Origin of the sequence: Streptomyces sp. NPDC012466 (genome assembly GCF_042955215.1) — a bacterium.
Lineage (GTDB): Bacteria > Actinomycetota > Actinomycetes > Streptomycetales > Streptomycetaceae > Streptomyces.
In genome coordinates, this window is sequence record NZ_JBIBEQ010000003.1 from 54,020 (window position 1) to 73,819 (window position 19,800).

The following is a 19,800-nucleotide window of genomic DNA, read 5'->3' on the forward strand; positions in this document are numbered from 1 at the left end:
ATTTCGTGCAACGCCCTGGCGCGGGAAAGCCGTCCGGACACGGCGAGGCCCCCGCCCGGACGGACCGGACGGGGGCTTCGGCGCGGTTGCCTACTTCAGCAGGGCCGGGATCGTGCCCTCGTGCGTCTCGCGCAGCTCGGCCAGGGTGAGCGCGAACTCGCCCTGGACGTCCACGGTGTCGCCGTCGACGACACCGATGCGGGTGGCGGGCAGGCCCCGCGCACCGCACATGTCGTTGAAACGGAGCTCCTCCGAGCGCGGCACGGCCACGACCGCGCGGCCCGCCGACTCGGAGAACAGGAAGGTGAAGGCGTCCAGACCGTCCGGGACGATCAGGCGGGCGCCCTTCTCCCCGAGCAGCGCCGACTCGACGACCGCCTGGATCAGACCGCCGTCGGACAGGTCGTGCGCGGAGTCGATCATGCCGTCGCGGGAGGCGGAGATCAGGATCTCGGCGAGCAGCCGCTCGCGCTCCAGGTCGACCTTCGGGGGCAGACCGCCGAGGTGGTCGTGGATCACCTGCGACCAGGCCGAGCCGCCGAACTCCTCGTGGGTGTCGCCGAGGAGGTAGAGCAGCTGGCCCTCCTCCTGGAAGGCGACGGGCGTGCGGCGGGCCACGTCGTCGATGACGCCGAGCACCGCGACGACCGGCGTCGGGTGGATGGCCGCCTCGCCCGTCTGGTTGTAGAGCGAGACGTTGCCGCCGGTGACCGGGGTGCCCAGCTGCTGGCAGGCGTCCGCCAGACCGCGCACGGCCTCCGCGAACTGCCACATCACCGCCGGGTCCTCGGGCGAGCCGAAGTTCAGGCAGTCGGAGACGGCCAGCGGCTTGGCCCCGGTGGTGGCGACGTTGCGGTACGCCTCCGCCAGCGCGAGCTGGGCGCCGTGGTACGGGTCGAGCTTGGCGTACCGGCCGTTGCCGTCCGTGGCGATGGCCACGCCGAGGCCGGTCTCCTCGTCGATCCGGATCATGCCGGAGTCCTCGGGCTGGGCGAGGACGGTGTTGCCCTGCACGAAGTGGTCGTACTGGCTGGTGATCCAGGACTTGGAGGCCTGGTTCGGGGAGCCGACCAGCTTGAGGACCTGGTCCTTCAGCTCCTCGGAGGTCGCCGGCCGCGGCAGCTTGTTCGCGTCGTCGGCCTGGAGCTCGTCCTGCCAGGAGGGGCGGGCGTAGGGGCGCTCGTAGACCGGGCCCTCGTGCGCGACCGTGCGCGGGTCGACGTCGACGATCTTGCCGCCGTGCCAGTAGATCTCCAGGCGGTCGCCGTCGGTCACCTCACCGATGACGGTGGCGATGACGTCCCACTTGTCGCAGATCTCCAGGAAGCGGTCGACCTTCTCCGGCTCGACGACCGCGCACATGCGCTCCTGCGACTCGCTCATGAGGATCTCCTCGGGCGAGAGCGTGGAGTCGCGCAGCGGGACGTCGTCCAGGGTGACGCGCATGCCGCCGGAGCCGTTGGAGGCGAGCTCGGAGGTGGCGCAGGACAGGCCGGCCGCGCCGAGGTCCTGGATGCCGACGACCAGCTTCTCCGCGAAGGCCTCCAGGGTGCACTCGATGAGGAGCTTCTCCTGGAAGGGGTCGCCGACCTGCACGGCCGGGCGCTTCGACGGCTTGGCGTCGTCGAAGGTCTCGGAGGCCAGGATCGACGCGCCGCCGATACCGTCACCGCCGGTCCGGGCCCCGTAGAGGATGACCTTGTTGCCCGCGCCGGACGCCTTGGCGAGGTGGATGTCCTCGTGCCGCATGACGCCGATGGCACCGGCGTTGACCAGCGGGTTGCCCTGGTAGCAGGCGTCGAAGACGACCTCGCCGCCGATGTTGGGCAGACCCAGGCAGTTGCCGTAGCCGCCGATGCCGGCGACGACGCCGGGCAGGACCCGCTTGGTGTCGGGGTGGTCGGCCGCGCCGAAGCGCAGGGGGTCGACGACCGCGACCGGGCGGGCGCCCATGGCGATGATGTCGCGGACGATGCCGCCGACACCGGTGGCCGCGCCCTGATAGGGCTCGACGTACGACGGGTGGTTGTGCGACTCGACCTTGAAGGTGACCGCGTAGCCCTGGCCGACGTCGACGACACCGGCGTTCTCGCCGATGCCGACGAGCATCGCGTCGGACTCGGGGGCCTTCTCACCGAACTGGCGCAGGTGCACCTTGCTGCTCTTGTACGAGCAGTGCTCCGACCACATCACCGAGTACATGGCGAGCTCGGCCCCGGTGGGCCGGCGGCCGAGGATCTCCACGACCCGCTCGTACTCGTCCTTCTTCAGGCCCAGTTCGGCCCAGGGCAGCTCGACGTCGGGGGTCGCGGCCGCGTGCTCGACCGTGTCCAGAGGCGTCCGGCTCATGCGTTGACCAGCTTCTTGAGGATCGAGGTGAAGAACGGGAGGCCGTCGGTGCGACCGGTGCCGATCAGCGGCTCGACGGCGTGCTCGGGGTGCGGCATGAGGCCGACCACGTTTCCGGCCTCGTTGGTGACGCCGGCGATGTCCCGCTGGGAGCCGTTGGGGTTGAAGTCCAGGTAGCGGAAGGCGACGCGGCCCTCGGCCTCCAGCTCGTCGAGCGTGTACGCGTCGGCGACGTACTGCCCGTCGTTGTTCTTCAGCGGGATGTGGATCTCCTGGCCTGCCGAGTAGTCGGTGGTCCAGGAGGTCTCGGCGTTCTCCACCCGCAGCTTCTGGTCACGGCAGATGAAGTGCAGGTGGTTGTTGCGGAGCATCGTGCCCGGCAGCAGATGGGCCTCGGTGAGGATCTGGAAGCCGTTGCAGATGCCGAGCACCGGAAGACCGGCCTTGGCCTGCTCCAGCAGGGGCTCCATCACCGGCGAGAAACGGGCGATGGCCCCGGCGCGCAGATAGTCGCCGTAGGAGAATCCACCGCACAGCACCACGGCGTCGACCTGCTTGAGGTCTTTGTCCTTGTGCCAGAGGGCGACCGGTTCGGCGCCGGCGACGCGGATCGCGCGCTGGGTGTCGCGGTCGTCCAGACTGCCGGGAAAAGTGACGACGCCAATACGAGCGGTCACTTCGCGGCCTCCGCGACTTCCTCGACCCGGACCGTGAAGTCCTCGATCACGGTGTTCGCGAGGAAGGACTCCGCAAGATCGTGAATGCGGGCGAGGGCGGCCTCGTCGACCGGCCCGTCAACTTCCAGTTCGAAACGCTTTCCCTGGCGGACGTCCGAGATCCCCTCGAATCCCAGCCGCGGCAGTGCGCGCTGCACCGCCTGGCCCTGGGGGTCGAGGATCTCCGGCTTGAGCATGACGTCGACTACGACGCGTGCCACTGGCACTCCCGGTGTGTGGTGCTGAGCAGGTCCCTTCAGACTACCCGCACAAAATTTCTACGCGCGTCGACTTGTAGGAAACTACGTGACCGTCATCACGATCGCGCATCAACGGGACCACACACGAAATTTTCGGGAAAGATCCCGGATCGACACCCAAAACCTATTGCGCCCGCCCGTCTCCCACCACCACGCTTCCAGCGAAGTCACTCCGCTCCCTCTTGATTTTGGACACGCGGAAGGATTTAGTCGGACTTCACAATGTATTGCCAGGCACTGTACAAATGAATTGGCAAAGTGCCGCATGAAGGGACCGATATTCGTGGCGCAGAAGGTCGTGGTCACTCTCTTTGACGACATCGACGGCTCGGAAGCGGCGGAAACGATCGCCTTCGGACTGGACGGCAGGTCGTACGAGATCGACCTGAGTGAAGTCAACGCCGGAGAACTGCGGAAGGCGCTCGCGCCCTACGTGGAGGCCGGACGCAAGCGGTCCCGCTCGGGCAAGGCGTACCGGCAGACGGAGGTGGCCCCCGACCCGTCGGCCGTGCGCGCCTGGGCCCAGGCCAACAAGATGGACGTCCCCGCGCGCGGACGCATCCCCAAGAAGGTCTACGAGGCGTTCAGCGCCGCGCAGTGACGGCCCGTCGGGCCCCGGCCGATGCCCGCCACCCGCCCCTCGCGGCAACCGACTTGCGCAGCACCCCGGCTGATCAGCTAGAGTCTGGAGCACGCCGAGGGGCGAGGCCGAAAGGCCCGGCTCACGGAGACATGCGGGTGTAGTTCAGTAGTAGAACATCCCCCTTCCAGGGGGAAGGCGCAGTGTGCGATTCCTGTCACCCGCTCTGCATCGCCGTACCGGCCACTCTTGTGGATCAGGTAGGCTGGTGCCCGCACCGGTCAGTGAAAGCTGATCGGGAGCATATGCGGACGTAGCTCAGTTGGTAGAGCGCAACCTTGCCAAGGTTGAGGTCGCGAGTTCGAACCTCGTCGTCCGCTCGGGAATGAAGACCCCGGTCCCTCAGGACCGGGGTCTTCTTCGTACCCCCCGGAGCCTCCGCCTGACATTTGTCATGCCGAGTGATGACAGCGCGCACTGCTGCCCGGCCCGCGCCGCCGGGACGCTTGAGGCATGGAATCCAACGGACACGAACACGTGATTGAGGTCACTGACCTGCGGCGTGTGTACGGGGGCGGGTTCGAGGCCGTACGCGGAATCAGCTTTTCCGTTCGGCGCGCGGAGATCTTCGCACTGCTCGGCACCAATGGCGCGGGCAAGACCTCGACCGTCGAACTCCTGGAGGGACTCGCGGAGCCGGCCGGCGGCAGCGTGCGGGTCCTCGGGCACGACCCGTACACCGACCGGGCCGCCGTACGGCCCCGCACCGGCGTGATGCTCCAGGAAGGCGGCTTCCCCTCCGAGCTCACCGTCGCGGAGACCGCGCGGATGTGGGCGGGATGCGTGAGCGGGGCACGGCCCCCGGCGGAGGTTCTGGCGCTGGTCGGCCTGGAGTCGAAGGCCGGCACCCGGGTCAAGCAGCTGTCCGGCGGCCAGCGGCGCCGCCTCGACCTGGCGCTCGCCCTGCTCGGCGATCCCGAGGTGCTCTTCCTCGACGAGCCGTCCACCGGACTGGACGCCGAAGGACGCCGGGCCACCTGGGAGTTGGTGAGCGCGCTGCGCGACCGCGGGACGACGGTGCTGCTGACCACGCACTACCTGGAGGAGGCCGAGCACCTCGCCGACCGGCTGGCGATCATGCACGAGGGCCGCATCGCCACCACCGGGACCCCGGCCGAGGTGACCGCGGCGGAACCGTCGCGGATCTCCTTCGAGCTGCCCGACGGCTATTTCGTCGGCGATCTTCCGCCGCTCGGCGAGCTGGGCGTGTCCGGACACGAGACCGACGGCCGGATCGTCCGGCTCCGTACCACCGAACTGCAGCGGACGGCCACCGGACTGCTGATGTGGGCCGCGCAGGCCCGGGTGGAGCTGCGCCGCCTGGACGTGCGCTCGGCGTCCCTGGAGGAGGCGTTCCTCGGGATCGCCGAGAACGCCTCCGTGCAGCAGGCCATGGGCATGACGAAGGAGTACGCGGCATGAGCGCCACGCACACGACGCCCCGCCCGGCAGCGGCGGCGACCACCCCGCTGAGCCGGATGACCGCTCTGGCCCGCGCCGAACTGACCCTGCTCGGGCGGACCCGGGGTGCGCTCTTCGCCGCGCTGTTCGTGCCGCTGATGCTGCCGGTCAGCGCGGCCCAGGCGTCCGAGGAGATGGACCTCGCCGAGGCGGGGCTGAACACCGGCACCCTGGTGCTGCCCGCCGCCGTCGGCTTCTCCCTGCTGTTCGCCGTCTACTCGGTGCTCGTCGGCACGTTCGTCGTCCGGCGCGAGGAACTCGTCCTCAAGCGGCTGCGCACCGGGGAGCTGCGGGACGTCGAGATCCTGGCCGGCTCCGCGCTGCCGGCCGTCCTCACCGGGCTCGTGCAGTGCCTGCTGCTGGCGGCCGGCTGCGTCGCGCTGCTGGCCCTGTCCGCGCCGTCGGCGCCCCATCTGGTCGTCCTCGGCCTGCTGGCGGGCCTCGTGATGTGCGCCGCCCTCGCCGCGGCCACCGCGAGCTTCACCCGGACCGGCGAGAGCGCCCAGGTCACGCCCATGCCGCTGCTGATGGTCTCGATGATCGGCTCCGGCATGTTCGTGCCGCTGGAACTTCTGCCGGACCGGGTCGCCTCGGTCTGCGAACTGCTGCCGCTGACGCCCGTCGTCACGCTGGTGCGCGGCGGCTGGACCGGGAACCTCTCCGCGTACGAGGCGCTGGGCGCCCTCGCGACCGCCATGGCCTGGATCCTCATCGCAGTGTTTGCTGTACGCCGGTGGTTCCGCTGGGAACCGCGGCGCTGACCGAAGGGGGAGTGACGGGCCGATGCGCACGCCGGGCAGGTGGTGGCGGCACAAGAGCACGCCGGAGAAGGTCGAGACGTACACGCGGTGGTCGTTCCACTTCTTCGCGGTGATGGAGTTCTTCTCAATCGGGCTCACGTCCGTGGCCCCGCTCGGGGCACGCCTGGGCAGTGCCGTCATGCTGGTGGTGGCCGTGCACGCCGCCCTCTGCTTCGTGACCGTGTCACGGGCGATCGACTGGACGCGTGGCCGCAGGCCCCAGCCCACCGGGCTGCTGTGGACGCTGGCCGCCGTCACCGCCGCGATCGCCACCGCCGCCATCGGCCTCGCCGAGCTCGGACCCGACGGCGAGGACGTCGACACCGCCGCCGGTGGCGTCTTCGGAGTGATCCTGATCTTCGGTCCCGGCATCATCGCGCTCGGTGTCCGCGACCGGCGGCGCGCGTTCGCCATCGCGGGCGGCTTCGCGGCAGGTGCCTGGGCCGTGGCGTTCGCGCTCGGCGCCTCCGTGCTCACGGCGCTGTTCACGGCGCTGATCGTGCTGATCGGCGGCGTGTTCATCGCTTTCACGGCCGTCTTCTCCGTGTGGCTGCTCAACGCCGTCTACGAACTCGACGAGGCCCGCGAGACCCGGGCCCGGCTCGCCGTCGCCGAGGAGCGGCTGCGGTTCGGGCGGGATCTGCACGACGTCATGGGGCGCAACCTCGCCGTGATCGCCCTGAAGAGCGAGCTGGCGGTGCAGCTGGCCCAGCGGGGGCGGCCGGAGGCCGTGGCGCAGATGGTCGAGGTGCAGCGGCTCGCGCAGGAGTCGCAGCGGGAGGTGCGCGAGGTCGTGCGCGGCTACCGGGAGGCCGACCTGGCGTCGGAACTCGCCGGTGCGCAAGGGGTGCTGGCGGCGGCCGGCATCGACTGCACGGTGGGCGGGGCGACCGCGGACCAACTGCCGGCCGCCGTTCAGTCCGCCCTGGGGTGGGTGGTGCGGGAGGCCGCGACGAACGTCCTGCGGCATGGGGACGCGCGGCGGTGTGCGGTGCGACTGCGGGTACTGGAGGGGTGCGTGGTGCTGTCCGTGGAGAACGACGGGGTGAGCGGGACGGGGACGGAACCCGCGTCCGGGCTCCCCGGTTCGGGGCTCGCCGGGCTGCGGGAGCGGCTGGCGGAGCTCGACGGGACACTGGACGCCGGGCCCGCGGGGCGAGGGCTGTTCCGGCTGACGGCGGAGATTCCGCTGCCCTCGCCGCCCGCTGCGTCCGGTGCCGTCCCGGCCGCTGTCGCCGTGCGTTCGGTGAGCGAGGTCAGCTCATGACGGTGGTGGAGCCCGTCCGGCTGCTGCTCGCCGACGACGAGCACCTCATCCGGGGAGCGCTCGCCGCGCTGCTGTCGCTGGAGGACGACCTCATGGTCGTCGCCGAGGCGGCCACCGGGCCCGAGGCGATGGCGATGGCCCGGGCGCACAAGCCCGATGTCGCCGTGCTGGATCTCCAGATGCCCGGGGCCGACGGTGTGAAGGTCGCCACATCCCTGCGGGCCGAACTGCCCGGTTGCAGGGTCCTCATCGTCACCAGCCACGGGCGGCCCGGGCACCTGAAGCGGGCGCTGGAGGCCGGGGTGCGGGGGTTCGTGCCGAAGACCGTGAGCGCGCAGCGGCTCGCGGAGATCATCCGGACGGTGCACGCCGGGAACCGTTACGTCGACCCGGAGTTGGCCGCCGACGCGATCGCCGCCGGGGACTCGCCGCTGACCTCGCGGGAGGCGGAGGTCCTGGAACTCGCGGCCGACGGGGCGCCGGTCGCGGAGATCGCCGAGCGGGCCGCGCTGTCCCAGGGGACCGTGCGGAACTATCTGTCGTCGGCCGTGTCGAAGCTCGGTGCGGAGAACCGGCATGCGGCGGTGCGGCTCGCGCGGGAGCGAGGTTGGGTATAGTGGTTCTCGCGCCACGGCGCATGCGAACGTAGCTCAGTTGGTAGAGCGCAACCTTGCCAAGGTTGAGGTCGCGAGTTCGAACCTCGTCGTTCGCTCCATCGAGAAGCCCCCCGGTTCCGGCCGGGGGGCTTCTCCGCGTTCTAGGACCAGCTCGTGCCGGTCAGGCGCTCGTACGCCTCGACGTACTTGGCGCGGGTGGCGTCGACGACCTGCTGGGGCAGGGCCGGCGGCGGCTGCTCGCTCCCCCGGTCCCAGCCGGATTCCGGCGAGGTCAGCCAGTCGCGGACGAACTGCTTGTCGTACGACGGCTGCGCGCGGCCCGGCTGCCACTGGTCGGCCGGCCAGAAGCGGGAGGAGTCCGCGGTGAGGACCTCGTCCGCGAGGACCAGGTCGTCACCGTCGAAGCCGAACTCGAACTTGGTGTCCGCGAGGATGATGCCCCGCTCCCGGGCGATGTCCCGGCCCCGGGAGTAGACGGCGAGGGTCGCCTGGCGCAGCCGGGCCGCGGTGTCGGCGCCGACCTGGCGGGCGACCTCCTCGTAGGAGACGTTCTCGTCGTGCTCGCCGACGGCGGCCTTGGTGGCCGGGGTGAAGATCGGGGCGGGCAGTTCACTGCCGTCGGTCAGGCCCTCCGGCAGGGCAAGGCCGCAGACCGTGCGGGTCTGGTGGTACTCGGCGAGGCCCGAGCCGGTGAGGTAGCCGCGGGCCACGCACTCCACCGGGACCATCTGGAGCGACTTGCAGACGAGCGTGCGGCCCGCCCAGTCGGCCGGGGCGCCCTCGGGCAGTTCCGTGCTCAGGACGTGGTTCGGGACCAGGTCGGCGAGCCGGTCGAACCACCACAGGGACAGCTGGGTGAGGATCCGGCCCTTGTCGGGGATCTCGGTGGGCAGCACCCAGTCGTAGGCGGAGATGCGGTCGCTGGCGACCATCACGAGGTCGCCCGCCTCGTTCCGGTACAGCTCGCGCACCTTGCCGGTGTGCAGATGTACCAGGCCCGGAACCTGGAGCGGCTCGGGCTTTTCGACGAATCCGGACACGGTTCCTCCCCGTGGTTGAAAACAAAGGGGCGCCCGATGGGCCCAAGCAGGGTGGTGGTGGGCGACGGGCGGGCCCAAGTGGCTCGATTCTCCCGTACTCGCGCCGGATCACCGACAGGGGGTCAGTCGCGTTTGCAGATGCGGTCCAGGAGATTGGCGGTGGCGCGCTGGACACGGGCGTCGACGTGGCCGGGGCGGTCCAGGGCCGGTGTCCAGGCGAACGTTCCTGCCGCGAAGACCCAGGCGCCGGAGGGGGCGCGGTACAGGGACGTCTCCTGATGGCGGAGGACGCCCTGCTTGTCGGTGTACGGGGAGTGGGCGAGCAGCATGCGCTCCTCGTGCTCGGGCAGCGGGGTGCGCGGGAAGTAGCGGTCGGCCTCGCCCGCCACCAGGTTCTCGATCTCGTCGCCCTCGTGCGCCCCGGTCGCCTCCCACAGCCAGTGCCCGGCGTTGCGGACGATCAGCGGGTGCGGCTCGGGGACGGGCCCGGCGTACTGGATGCCCAGGAGCTGCTGCTCCGCGCGGTCGATCTCCCGCCACAGCACCGGCTTGCCCGGGCCCCGGCGCTTGCGGCAGGTCAGCAGCCGGTCGGGGACTCCGGACGGGGAGGCGCCCAGCTCCACCTGCCAGTACATGGAGTTCGCGGAGAGGAAGACGAGCGAGGTGCCGGCGTCGCGGGCGAGCTCCACGGTGGCGCGCATGGCGGCCGACCAGTACTCGTCGTGGCCCGGGAAGACCAGTCCCCGGTAGCGGGTGGGGTCGACGCGGCCCGCGTGCAGGTCGCTCGCGTCGGCGTAGGCCACGTCGTAGCCGTAGCGCTCGGCCCAGCGGATGAAGTCGTAGGCGTGGCCGACGTGCAGGGGGAGGCCGGCGCCCGCGTAGGGGCGATCGAAGGAGACCGTCGTGGCGGCCTCGGACTCGCCGAGCAGACGGCCCTGCTCGTCCCAGGCGTGGTAGAGGCTGGCACCGGTGCGGCCGTCCTCCGGGTAGAGGTTGTAGGCCTGCCAGGTGACATCGGGCAGCACGAGCAGCAGGTCGGCGGGCTGGTCGTGGCGGACGGTGAAGGGCACGTGGGAGCGGTAACCGTCGGCGGTGGTCAGGACGGCGACGTACGCGCCGATGTTCCAGTACGACGGGACCTGGAGGCGCCAGGACAGCCACCAGTGGTGGCAGGAGACCGTGCGGTCCGCGGTGAGCGGCGCGGGCTGGACGATGCCGGACAGCCGCGGGCTCGTGGTGATCTTCGCGGCGCCGTCACCGCCGTAGTGACCGATGCGGTAGATGTCGACGGCGAACTGCTGCGGTGGGTCGACGGTGACGTGGAAGTCGATGGCCTCGCTGGGCGCGACCGCGCCGGTGGAGGTGAAGCCCTTGATCTGGCGGTGCACGTCGTCGGCCGCGCGGGGGCCGCCCGTGCCCTTCTTCGACGGGTGGGGCGCGTCCTGGTCGACGTACCAGGGGACGACCTGGCCCGAGTCGTCGAAGTACGTCACGGTGCCGCGCAGCCACGGAACGGGGCCCTGCCCGAAGGGATCCGTCACGGCGTGCGCCAGCGCTCCCGACTCCCAGCGGCGGATCTGCTCCGAACCCATGGTGGCTTCCCCTCCCCTTGACCCCCGTGGTGGCGCGTACCTGTGTGGTGTGTGCGGTGCTCTGCGCTGCGTGCGACGCCTTCGTGCCTATGTGCTTGTCGTATGTCGCAAGCCCTTGCCCTACGCACGAACGGTCCAAGCACATCACATAAAGCGCGCACTTCGTCACTGTTCGTTTTGAATTGGCCAGAACCGGAAGCAGGTGCTCCGGGGCGTCAGGCGAGACGGACCGGCTTCTCCGGGCGTATGCCGAGCTGGGACAGCCAGACCCGCAGGGGCGTGGCGTCGCCGTCCTCGATGAGGGTGAGGACCTTGGGTGCCAGATCGGCCGTGCGTTCGCCGTCGACGAGGAGGGTCGGGCCGTCCAGCCAGTCCAGGCCCGGGGTCGCTCCGGCGGTGTCCATCGCGGCGCAGCAGACCATCGCGGTGAGGTGGTCGGCGAGCAGTTCTCTGGCCGTGCGCGGGGGCTGGAGGGGGAAGAGGGGGAGGGGCCGGTCGTCCCACAGGGCGGCGGGATCGGGGGTGGGGGACGGCGCGGCGGGGGACGGGGCCGCCGGGGAGGGGGCGGCCTCCTCGCGGGCCAGTTCGGCGCTGAGCCGGGCGGCGAGGGTGGCGCTGGGGGCCGTCGTGCCGGAGAGGTCCTCGTCGTCGTGGGGGTCGGGGGTGCCGGTGGATGTCCCGGGGTCCTCGGCCGGGGCGGTCCGCGGTCCGGAGGAAGGGGGCTCCGCTGCGGGGCCGGAGGCGCCCGCCTGCTCAGCCGTCCACGCGGGAGCCGTGTCCGTGAGGTGGTCCAGGACGCGGGACAGGGTCGGGGCGCCGGTCGCCGGGGCCGTGGGGCCGGTGGCGGGACGGACGCCCATCGCGTCCAGGACACGATGGAGGCGGGCCGCGTCGAGGCGCCACTTGCGGTCCACGACCTCTTCCGGATAGTCGCTCCAGTCCACCGGCGCCCAGTCGGGTCCGGGCCCGGCGGGACCGCCGTGGAAGAGGCGGGCGGCGAGGAGGGAGGCGGCCTCGTCGACCGCGCCCGGCTCCTCCAGCAGGTCACAGGCGGGCCGCTCGCCCAGCCGGGACGCGAAGCCCTCGGCCAGGCGGTCGCGCCGGGACAGCTCCGTGAGCGCCGCGACGACACCGGCGTCCAGCCGGGACGGCCAGCGGCCCATCCGCCAGGCCGGCAGCGCGACCCGGGTCAGCAGCCGGTCCCAGCCCGCGTAGGCCAGGCCCACCTGCTCCTGGGCGACGATCCGCAGCCCGTAATCCACAGCCTGTGCACGCTCCGCGGCGGCGGCCGCCACACCCCGCTCCATCTCGGCGGCATGGCCGCGGCAACTGCGCAGCAGCAGCCGGGCGACCCGGCCGACCCCGGCGAGCACCGCCCGCGACACCGGATCGCGGCGGTGCACCGACGTGACGGCCACCGCCGCGTCCAGGCCCCGGACGAAGCGCCGGGCGGCGGCTATGTCCGGGTGGGCCGAGGGGCCCGTACCGGCGATGACCGGAGCGAGGACGGCGCGCAGCTCGCCGACCCGCATCCACCACAGGAACGGGGAGCCGATGACGAGGACCGGCGCGACGGGCTGACGGCGGTGCGCCTGCCTGCCCGCACCCGCTATGTCGTGGTGCTCCTCGGCCGGGGGCGGTCCGTGGGCCGGGTGGGTGCGGTCCTCCAGCCAGCTGTCGCAGTCCGGGGTGAGCGCTATCGCGGAGGGCGCGGGGACGTCGAGGCGGTCGGCGAGGTCGCGCACCATCCGGTACAGGTCGGGAGCCGCCTCCTCGGTGACCGGGACGGTCGGGCTCATCGCGGGCCGGGCCCGGGCGACGACCAGGGCGATCCCGGCGGCGGCGAGCAGCACGAGGGCCGCCACCGGCGTCAGGACCCAGCGGGCCTGGTCCCAGACGGGCCCCTCCAGGCGGTCGCCCGCCACGCCCGCGAGCAGGATCACGGCGACGGCGGCGGGCAGCAGGGCGACGGCCAGCGCCCGGCTGCGGATGCGCAGCACGGCCAGTGCCCGTGCCCGCGCGACCTGCGCGCCTGCTTCCACACCCATTCCGGTCACGACCGACCTCACCCCCTCCCCGTTGACCCGACGCTTTCCTTGCTCACTCCCCCACTGTGGCACCCGCCCCTGACATCGCAATGCCGGTGGGCCAAGTGCCGGAACGCTTGCGCCGCACCCTAGTTGGGGCTCCGCCCCCCGTCAGCCGGATAGGGCAGCGGTCACTCGATGGAATGGCTTTGGGGAGAGGTGGATGACGAAAAGCGCGCATCGGCCCCCACCTCCCGCATACGTCAGGCCCCGGATCCTGAGACGGATCCGGGGCCTGTGGGGTTCATCGGCGGCCGGGTGGTTTCCCTGTCCGCGAGGGGGACGGTTACGCCTCCGCGGCCTTCGCGGCGATGTCCGTGCGGTGCTGGGAGCCGTCGAGGCGGATGCGTCCCACAGCCGTGTAGGCGCGGTCGCGGGCCTCGGTGAGGTCCTTCCCGATGGCCGTGACGGACAGCACGCGACCGCCGGCGCTGACGACCGCGTCGCCGTCCTGCTTGGTGCCGGCGTGCAGCACGTACGCGTGCGGGGCGTCCTGGGCGGCGACCTCGTCGAGACCGGTGATCGGGTCGCCGGTTCGCGGGGTGCCGGGGTAGTTGTGCGAGGCGACGACCACGGTCACGGCCGCGTCGTCGCTCCAGCGCAGCGGCTCCAGATGGGCGAGGTTGCCGGTGGCGGCGGCCATCAGGAGACCGGCCAGCGGCGTCTTCAGCCGGGCCAGGACGACCTGGGTCTCGGGGTCGCCGAACCGGGCGTTGAACTCGATCACCCGGACCCCGCGGGAGGTGATGGCGAGACCGGCGTAGAGCAGGCCGGAGAACGGCGTGCCGCGCCGCTGCATCTCGTCGACGGTCGGCTGCAGCACGGTCTGCATCACCTCGTCGACCAGCTTCGGGTCGGCCCACGGCAGCGGGGAGTAGGCGCCCATGCCGCCGGTGTTCGGGCCCTCGTCGCCGTCCAGGGCACGCTTGAAGTCCTGGGCGGGCTGGAGCGGTACGACCGTCTCGCCGTCGGTGACGGCGAAGAGGGAGACCTCGGGGCCGTCGAGGTACTCCTCGATGACCACGCGCTCGCAGGCCGCCGCGTGGGCCCGGGCCGCTTCGAGGTCGTCGGTGACGACGACGCCCTTGCCGGCGGCGAGCCCGTCGTCCTTCACGACGTACGGAGCGCCGAAGGCGTCGAGGGCCGTGTCGACCTCCTCCGCAGTCGTGCAGACGTACGACCGGGCGGTGGGCACCTCGGCCGCCGCCATGACGTCCTTCGCAAAGGCCTTGGAGCCCTCGAGCTGCGCTGCCGGGCCGGACGGGCCGAAGACCGGGATGCCCGCCTCGCGCACGGCGTCGGCGACACCGGCGACCAGCGGGGCCTCGGGGCCGACGACCACGAGCTCCGCGCCGAGCCGTGTGGCCAGCGCGGTGACGGCGGCGCCGTCCAGCGCGTCGACCTGGTGCAGCTCGGCGACCTCGGCGATGCCGGCGTTGCCGGGTGCGCAGTGCAGCGCGGTGACATCGGGGTCGTGGGACAGGGAGTGGCACAGGGCGTGTTCGCGGGCGCCGCTGCCGATGACGAGGACCTTCACGGGGTCAGCCTAACGGGAGACGCCGGATTCCCCTTGTGCGGGCTTCCGAAAGGAGGAGCGATCACGAGCTGGAGGTTCCTCCAAGGGGGGTGCCTCCTCGAGGAACCTCCATTTCTCGGAGAGCGGCTCCGCTTGCGGGGCCGGGCTACTCGTTCGTGAACTCCTCGACCACCGTCGCCCCCAGTTCCCGGACGATCAGCTCCTGGCCGGAGAGGGCCGATTCGTCGAGGTCGGGGTCGTCGTCCTCGGGGATGTCCTCCTCGACGGAGACATGACGCGGCGCCGGGGCGGCGGGCTGGGGGACCGAGGCGGCCGGGGCGGAAGCAGGGGTGCTCGCCCGGGAGGTGGGGGCGGGCGGGGCGGTCGGGGAGGGGGCGGGGCGCTGGGCGGTCGCCGTACCTCCACCGCCCGCGTCGTAACCGCCTCCGCCGCCGCCTGCCGGGTAACCGCCGCCACCGCCGGTGTGGTAGCCGCCCCCGCCGCCGAATCCGGAGGGGCCGCCCGGCGCCGGGGGCGCGGAGCCGCCCGAGGGGTCGACGATCGCCTCGATCTTCCACTGGACGTTGAACTGCTCCCCCAGCGCCTGCCGCAGCACGTCCTCGCTGCCGCTGCTCAGGAAGTTGTCCCGCGCGCCCGCGTTGACGAACCCGAGCTGCAGGGTCGTGCCGTCGAAGCCGGTCACCTGGGCGTTCTGACTGAGCAGGATCCAGGTGAAGCGGCGGCGGTTCTTGACCGCCTCCAGGATGTTCGGCCAGAGCATCCGGGGGTCGACACTCCCGCCGCCCGTGGGAGCGGGGGCGGGAGCCGGGGCGGCCGGGGCCGGAGCCGGAGCCGCGGGCTGGACCGCCGGCGGGGTGGCGGGGGCGGGGGTGCTCGCCGGCGGGGTGTTCGAGGCCGGCGCGCCCGGGGCGGCCGTGGGCCAGCCGCCGGGGCGGCGGCCGCCGCTGCCCGCGGAGGCGGCGGTGGGCCAGGCACCGGGGGCGGGCTGGGCCGGGGAGGGCTTCGCCTGTCCGGCGGGAGCGGCGGAGGCCGCCGGGGCTTCGGCGGGGGCGTCGGGTCCTTCGGAGCGGCCGGGTGCGCCCTGGGCGGCGGGAGCGGGGGCTTGAGCCGGAGGGGTGCCCGGAGCCGACGGCGGCGCGCCCGGGCCCGCCGCCGGAGCGGCGGAGGCGGCCGAAGCCGCCGTAGGGCCGCTGCCGCCGGCCGTGGTGCCGGCGGTGCCCGGTGCTCCGGATCCCCGGACCGCCGCACGGGCCGCGGCCGGGCCACCGCCCGGTGCCACCGGACCGCCGCCGCCCGCCTGGGCCGGAGCGGCCGCCGCTCCCCCGTGACCCTCCGGCCCGGGTACGTACCCCATCGCGGGCATTCCGGCGGGAGCGGCGGAGTAGTTCACGCCGCGCTCGATCCGGTCGAGGCGGGCCATGACGGAGCGCTCGTCACCGTAGGCGGCGGGGAGCAGGACACGCGCGCAGATCAGCTCGAGCTGGAGACGGGGCGAGTGGGCGCCGCGCATCTCGGTCAGGCCCTCGTTGACGAGGTCGGCGGCGCGGCTCAGCTCGGCCGGGCCGAAGGTGCCGGCCTGGGCCTGCATACGCTCGATCACATCGGCGGGGGCGTCGATCAGCCCCTTGTCCGCCGCGTCCGGAACGGCGGCGAGGATCACCAGGTCGCGCAGCCGCTCCAGCAGGTCGGCGACGAAGCGGCGGGGGTCGTTCCCGCCCTCGATCACGCGGTCGACGACCTCGAACGCCGCGGCCCCGTCGCCGGTGGCGAAGGCCTCGACGACGGAGTCGAGGAGCGAGCTCTCGGTGTACCCGAGCAGGGCGGTGGCCATGGCATAGGTCACACCGTCCGCCGCGGCGCCCGCGAGGAGCTGGTCCATGACCGACATGGAGTCACGCACGGACCCGCCGCCGGCCCGCACCACGAGCGGGAGCACGCCGTCCTCGACGGGGATGGTCTCCTTCTGGCAGACCTGCCCGAGGTACTCCCGCAGCGTGCCGGGGGGCACGAGCCGGAAGGGGTAGTGGTGGGTCCGCGACCGGATCGTCCCGATGACCTTCTCGGGCTCGGTGGTCGCGAAGATGAATTTGAGGTGCTCCGGCGGCTCCTCGACGACCTTCAGCAGCGCGTTGAAGCCGGCCGACGTGACCATGTGGGCCTCGTCGATGATGTAGATCTTGTACCGGCTGCGGGCGGGCCCGAAGAAGGCCTTCTCACGCAGGTCACGGGCGTCGTCCACGCCACCGTGGGAAGCGGCGTCGATCTCGATGACGTCGATGGAACCGGGGCCGTTGCGCGCGAGGTCCTGACAGGACTGGCACTCGCCGCAGGGCGTCGGTGTGGGGCCCTGCTCGCAGTTCAGGCAGCGCGCGAGGATGCGGGCACTGGTCGTCTTGCCACAGCCGCGCGGCCCGCTGAACAGGTACGCGTGGTTGACCCGGTTGTTGCGCAGCGCCTGCTGCAACGGGTCGGTGACATGCTCCTGCCCGATGACCTCGGCGAAGGTCTCCGGGCGGTAGCGGCGGTACAGAGCGAGAGACGACACGCATACGAGGTTATAGGCGCCCACCGACAACGGGCCCCGCCCGGGAGATCCGGCCCGGGAACGCAGACGCCCCCCACGCACCCGCCAGAGCCGACCTACCCTTGCTGCCTTCCGGCCCTGGGGGAGTTCAGTCAGATAGCGCCGCGTGAGGGGCTGCGCCAAGGCTACCTGATGTCGGGGGCCGGGAACGAGTTCGCGAGCACTCCTCTCGGTCATGTAATGTTCCTGGCGGAGGATTCGCCTAGAGGCCTAGGGCGCACGCTTGGAAAGCGTGTTGGGGGCAACCCCTCACGAGTTCGAATCTCGTATCCTCCGCCAGTGCCTCACCGGGCACGATGTTGAAGGGCCCCACCGCTTGCGGTGGGGCCCTTCAACGTTTTTCTCGGCCCCAACCCCTTTGTGTCCGCTCACGGCTTCTTGGAGGCGGACCGTTTCGCGCCCCTGTTTCGACCCGCCGGGGTGGGCGCCTTCTTGCGCTGGGGTTTCTCCGCGCGGGCGTCCGTGCGGGGCGCTGACGCCCGCGCCGGGGCGGTCGACCACTTCAGCTCGATCTCCAGCTCGATCTCCCCGTCGCCGATCTCGACCTCCATCTCGCTGTGGAGGTCGTCCGCGATCCGCAGGCCCAGCGTGCCGGGGCCGAGATCCAGCTCGGCGTCCCCGCCCTCTCTCAGGGCGTCCGCGAGTGCCGAGAGCTGGTCAGCGGCCTCCTGGCGGGACAGCGAGCGCTTGCGCTCGTACTTGAGGTCCTTCATGGGGCCCTCCGATGTGACGCAGAAGAGTGGTTGAACCCGGTGTGGCGTGATGTGCGGACCCGCGGGTCAGTCGCCCGTCTCCGGGCCCCAGCGCTCGGGGCCCACTCCGTGCCAGTCGATCCACGGCGCCTCCGCCACGTCGGCCGGGTCGATCTCCAGGCCGGCGCGGCGGAGGAACTCCGCGACGTCGGCCACATTGTGGGCGAGCCCGAGGATCTCGCCGTCCACGCGCACACGCCGGCCGCCCGAGGGCGAGGGCGGATGCACGATCACGCGAATCGATCCGGACATGCCTTCAGGATCGTCCGGGATGTACGGCCCCGCAGGTCGGCGTGTCATCCGTGGAGCCGCTCACTCGTGTTCCCGGCCGCCCGCCCCAGTTCCCCCAGCTCCCACCAGGCCGCGGGGACCGGGCGTCGCCGCTGCCAGGAGGGGTGGAAGAACGTCCGGGCCGACAGCCGGTACAGGCGACGGCGCAGCTCGGTGTGGCCGGGCCGGTCGGCGAGCCGGCGGTAGGTGGCGGTCCACTCCCGCTGCGCCCGGACAAGATCGTCGGGAAACGTTCGCATGGCCGAATTCAAGCATGTGTTCGAATTTCTGGGCCAGTGCGACGTCTCTCGTACGTCTCGGTTCGGGCACTGCACGTGGACAGCAGCAGCGCGAGGGGCATGAGTAGGCGCATACTGAGGTCAATGACTAAGCCTGCTGCTCCCAAGCGTCATTTGCCTACCAGCCCGTTCAAGGCTCCGGTCGCACCCGCTCCCAAGCACTTCGCCGTGGGTGACCAGGTCACGCACGACATGTACGGGCTCGGCCGGGTCATCGGCATGGAGGAAGGAATCGCGGCGCTCGTCGACTTCGGGTCGGCGCAGATGCGGATCCTGAGCCCCTACGCCAAGATGACCAAGCTGTAGGACCTCCGTGCCCGGTCAGGGCACGCCTGGCCCTCCCCTGGGCCAGTAACGGAAAAGAGACCTCTCATCGAATCGACTTCGTTGTTCTCCGCTGTGGAAGGGCGACCCGGCCGTTCCAGCGCGGCGTCGCCGCCTCCGGCGACCAACCCCTTCCAGGCCCCGGACTTCGGGGAAGACGACACCTTCCCGTTCGAGGACGTGACGGAGCAGCCCACCACCTCCGGGCGCCCGGCACGCCGCAGGGCCGCCTAGCTCCGCGAGAACCCGTCAGTTCCCGGAAGTCTCCCCGCCCGTGCGGTCCGAAGCCGGCCAGACGTAGGGCAGGTCGTCCGGGACGTCCGGGAAGAGGTCCGCGTAGGCGGAAGGGTCCTTGCGGACCAGGGCCGAACGGTGACTCTCGTGGAACGAGTCGTCGCCGAGCCAGGGCGGCAGTTCGCCCTCGGCGGCCAGTCGGTGCTGATCGCGGATCGGGGCGGGCGGACGCGTCGCCGCGAGATCGGCCACCAGCGTGGCCGCACAGGTGTCCTGGTGGCCCTGTTCACGCCAGACGCGGCAGATCTCCAGGCCGTAGCGGACCAGCGCCTCCTCGTAGCCGAGCCACATCTTGACGGCCGGGTGGCGCCGCCACCCGTAGCCGGGGACCACCAGACCGCGCAGGACCTGCAGTGCCTCGACGCGTTGTTTGCCGAGGCGGCGGCGGTCCAGGGCCAGGGCCGTGGTGCGGAAGTCGGGGTAGGGCAGGAAGGTCTGCATGCCGTCGGTGATCCTCACCGTGCGCCGGCGCGGGTGGCACGCCGGCTGAGGGCCAGGGCCAGGCCGATCATGGCGATGCCCAGGACGAAGTGGAGCCAGTCGTCCGCGGTGTTCAGCGGGACGAAGTTGGCGTCGCTGTCGTGGCCGACGACCAGGCCGTACACCCACAGCACCAGATAGACGGCGCCGCCGACCAGCAGGTACGAGTACGCCCCGGCGGCCGTGCGGGACAGGGCCAGACCGGCGAGGCCGTAGGCCAGGTGCACCAGGTTGTGCAGGATCGAGACCTGGAACACGCCCAGGAGTTCGGCGCCCGAGTCGTGGGAGGCGAACTCCATCGAGCCGTAGTCGGTGGTGATGCCGGGGATGAAGCCCAGCACGCCGACCAGCAGGAAGACGAGGCCGAACAGCAGGGCGGCCTGCTGGACGGGGGCGCGGGCGGCCCGGTGGGACGTGGGTGTGGTCATGGC

19 protein-coding genes, 4 tRNA genes and 1 other RNA gene are annotated in these 19,800 nt (G+C 71.8%); 10 read left to right on the forward strand and 14 right to left on the reverse strand.

The window, feature by feature from the left end; all coding sequences use genetic code 11:
* Positions 1-90: 90 nt before the first annotated feature.
* Genes purL through purS form a run of 3 tightly spaced genes read right to left on the reverse strand, consistent with a single transcriptional unit; the run spans position 91 to position 3,286 of the window.
* On the reverse strand, positions 91-2,349 hold the full coding sequence (gene purL / locus ACFY9E_RS12555) for a phosphoribosylformylglycinamidine synthase subunit PurL (protein ID WP_390982202.1): 2,259 nt from the start codon (positions 2,347-2,349) through the stop codon (positions 91-93).
* Positions 2,346-3,026 carry a phosphoribosylformylglycinamidine synthase subunit PurQ gene (gene purQ / locus ACFY9E_RS12560; RefSeq protein WP_283974191.1) on the reverse strand — a complete coding sequence of 227 codons (681 nt, stop codon included), beginning with the start codon at positions 3,024-3,026 and terminating at the stop codon, positions 2,346-2,348. Before purQ ends, purL begins: the two co-directional genes overlap by 4 nt.
* On the reverse strand, positions 3,023-3,286 hold the full coding sequence (purS, locus tag ACFY9E_RS12565; protein WP_006133353.1) for a phosphoribosylformylglycinamidine synthase subunit PurS: 264 nt from the start codon (positions 3,284-3,286) through the stop codon (positions 3,023-3,025). The genes purQ and purS overlap by 4 nt, the downstream gene beginning before the upstream one ends.
* A 322-nt stretch (positions 3,287-3,608) precedes the next feature.
* Between purS and ACFY9E_RS12570 the strand changes: the two genes are divergently transcribed.
* The 8 genes from ACFY9E_RS12570 to ACFY9E_RS12605 all read left to right on the forward strand — a co-directional run bounded on the left by ACFY9E_RS12570 (position 3,609) and on the right by ACFY9E_RS12605 (position 8,208).
* Positions 3,609-3,926: a histone-like nucleoid-structuring protein Lsr2 gene (locus tag ACFY9E_RS12570; RefSeq protein WP_390983649.1), complete on the forward strand. Its 318-nt coding sequence runs from the start codon at positions 3,609-3,611 to the stop codon at positions 3,924-3,926.
* Positions 3,927-4,059: 133 nt separating this feature from the next.
* Positions 4,060-4,131 (forward strand) — tRNA-Gly (locus ACFY9E_RS12575).
* An 81-nt stretch (positions 4,132-4,212) separates the two neighbouring features.
* Positions 4,213-4,285, forward strand: a tRNA-Gly gene (locus tag ACFY9E_RS12580).
* Positions 4,286-4,418: 133 nt separating this feature from the next.
* A complete protein-coding gene (locus tag ACFY9E_RS12585; RefSeq protein WP_390982206.1) occupies positions 4,419-5,387 on the forward strand; it encodes an ATP-binding cassette domain-containing protein in 969 nt (322 codons plus the stop codon).
* On the forward strand, positions 5,384-6,187 hold the full coding sequence (locus ACFY9E_RS12590) for an ABC transporter permease (RefSeq protein ID WP_390982209.1): 804 nt from the start codon (positions 5,384-5,386) through the stop codon (positions 6,185-6,187). Before ACFY9E_RS12585 ends, ACFY9E_RS12590 begins: the two co-directional genes overlap by 4 nt.
* Positions 6,188-6,209: 22 nt before the next feature.
* Positions 6,210-7,493, forward strand: coding sequence for a histidine kinase (locus tag ACFY9E_RS12595; RefSeq protein WP_390982211.1), 1,284 nt, complete (start codon positions 6,210-6,212; stop codon positions 7,491-7,493).
* Entirely contained in the window at positions 7,490-8,110 is a 621-nt protein-coding gene (locus ACFY9E_RS12600; RefSeq protein WP_390982213.1) for a response regulator, read from the forward strand. The genes ACFY9E_RS12595 and ACFY9E_RS12600 overlap by 4 nt, the downstream gene beginning before the upstream one ends.
* A gap of 22 nt (positions 8,111-8,132) precedes the next feature.
* Positions 8,133-8,208, forward strand: a tRNA-Gly gene (locus ACFY9E_RS12605).
* Positions 8,209-8,250: 42 nt separating this feature from the next.
* On the opposite strand, the gene ACFY9E_RS12610 is transcribed toward ACFY9E_RS12605, so the two are convergent.
* The 6 genes from ACFY9E_RS12610 to ffs form a co-directional block, all read right to left on the reverse strand.
* Entirely contained in the window at positions 8,251-9,150 is a 900-nt protein-coding gene (locus ACFY9E_RS12610; RefSeq protein WP_390982216.1) for a phosphoribosylaminoimidazolesuccinocarboxamide synthase, read from the reverse strand.
* Between the two features lie 122 nt (positions 9,151-9,272).
* Positions 9,273-10,742 (reverse strand): N,N-dimethylformamidase beta subunit family domain-containing protein, encoded by a 1,470-nt coding sequence (locus ACFY9E_RS12615; RefSeq protein WP_390982217.1) that lies wholly within the window; start codon positions 10,740-10,742, stop codon positions 9,273-9,275.
* A 215-nt stretch (positions 10,743-10,957) separates the two neighbouring features.
* Positions 10,958-12,790 carry a hypothetical protein gene (locus ACFY9E_RS12620; RefSeq protein ID WP_390983652.1) on the reverse strand — a complete coding sequence of 611 codons (1,833 nt, stop codon included), beginning with the start codon at positions 12,788-12,790 and terminating at the stop codon, positions 10,958-10,960.
* Between the two features lie 325 nt (positions 12,791-13,115).
* On the reverse strand, positions 13,116-14,366 hold the full coding sequence (purD, locus tag ACFY9E_RS12625; RefSeq protein ID WP_390982219.1) for a phosphoribosylamine--glycine ligase: 1,251 nt from the start codon (positions 14,364-14,366) through the stop codon (positions 13,116-13,118).
* Between the two features lie 145 nt (positions 14,367-14,511).
* Complete coding sequence (locus ACFY9E_RS12630; RefSeq protein ID WP_390982221.1) at positions 14,512-16,911, reverse strand: DNA polymerase III subunit gamma and tau; 2,400 nt, start codon at positions 16,909-16,911, stop codon at positions 14,512-14,514.
* Between the two features lie 61 nt (positions 16,912-16,972).
* Positions 16,973-17,069: signal recognition particle sRNA small type (gene ffs, locus ACFY9E_RS12635), an RNA gene on the reverse strand.
* Between the two features lie 72 nt (positions 17,070-17,141).
* Between ffs and ACFY9E_RS12640 the strand changes: the two genes are divergently transcribed.
* Positions 17,142-17,229 (forward strand) — tRNA-Ser (locus ACFY9E_RS12640).
* An 89-nt stretch (positions 17,230-17,318) separates the two neighbouring features.
* On the opposite strand, the gene ACFY9E_RS12645 is transcribed toward ACFY9E_RS12640, so the two are convergent.
* The 3 genes from ACFY9E_RS12645 to ACFY9E_RS12655 form a co-directional block, all read right to left on the reverse strand.
* Positions 17,319-17,663: an amphi-Trp domain-containing protein gene (locus tag ACFY9E_RS12645; RefSeq protein WP_390982222.1), complete on the reverse strand. Its 345-nt coding sequence runs from the start codon at positions 17,661-17,663 to the stop codon at positions 17,319-17,321.
* A gap of 66 nt (positions 17,664-17,729) precedes the next feature.
* Positions 17,730-17,954, reverse strand: coding sequence for a hypothetical protein (locus ACFY9E_RS12650; RefSeq protein WP_390982225.1), 225 nt, complete (start codon positions 17,952-17,954; stop codon positions 17,730-17,732).
* Positions 17,955-17,998: 44 nt separating this feature from the next.
* Positions 17,999-18,232, reverse strand: coding sequence for a hypothetical protein (locus tag ACFY9E_RS12655; RefSeq protein WP_390982227.1), 234 nt, complete (start codon positions 18,230-18,232; stop codon positions 17,999-18,001).
* A gap of 123 nt (positions 18,233-18,355) precedes the next feature.
* Here ACFY9E_RS12655 and ACFY9E_RS12660 point away from each other — a divergent pair, with 123 nt between their 5' ends.
* Complete coding sequence (locus tag ACFY9E_RS12660; RefSeq protein WP_283974158.1) at positions 18,356-18,577, forward strand: hypothetical protein; 222 nt, start codon at positions 18,356-18,358, stop codon at positions 18,575-18,577.
* Between the two features lie 267 nt (positions 18,578-18,844).
* On the opposite strand, the gene ACFY9E_RS12665 is transcribed toward ACFY9E_RS12660, so the two are convergent.
* Positions 18,845-19,330, reverse strand: coding sequence for an MSMEG_6728 family protein (locus tag ACFY9E_RS12665; protein WP_390982230.1), 486 nt, complete (start codon positions 19,328-19,330; stop codon positions 18,845-18,847).
* A gap of 14 nt (positions 19,331-19,344) precedes the next feature.
* Complete coding sequence (locus ACFY9E_RS12670; RefSeq protein ID WP_390982233.1) at positions 19,345-19,797, reverse strand: DUF4383 domain-containing protein; 453 nt, start codon at positions 19,795-19,797, stop codon at positions 19,345-19,347.
* Positions 19,798-19,800: the final 3 nt, after the last annotated feature.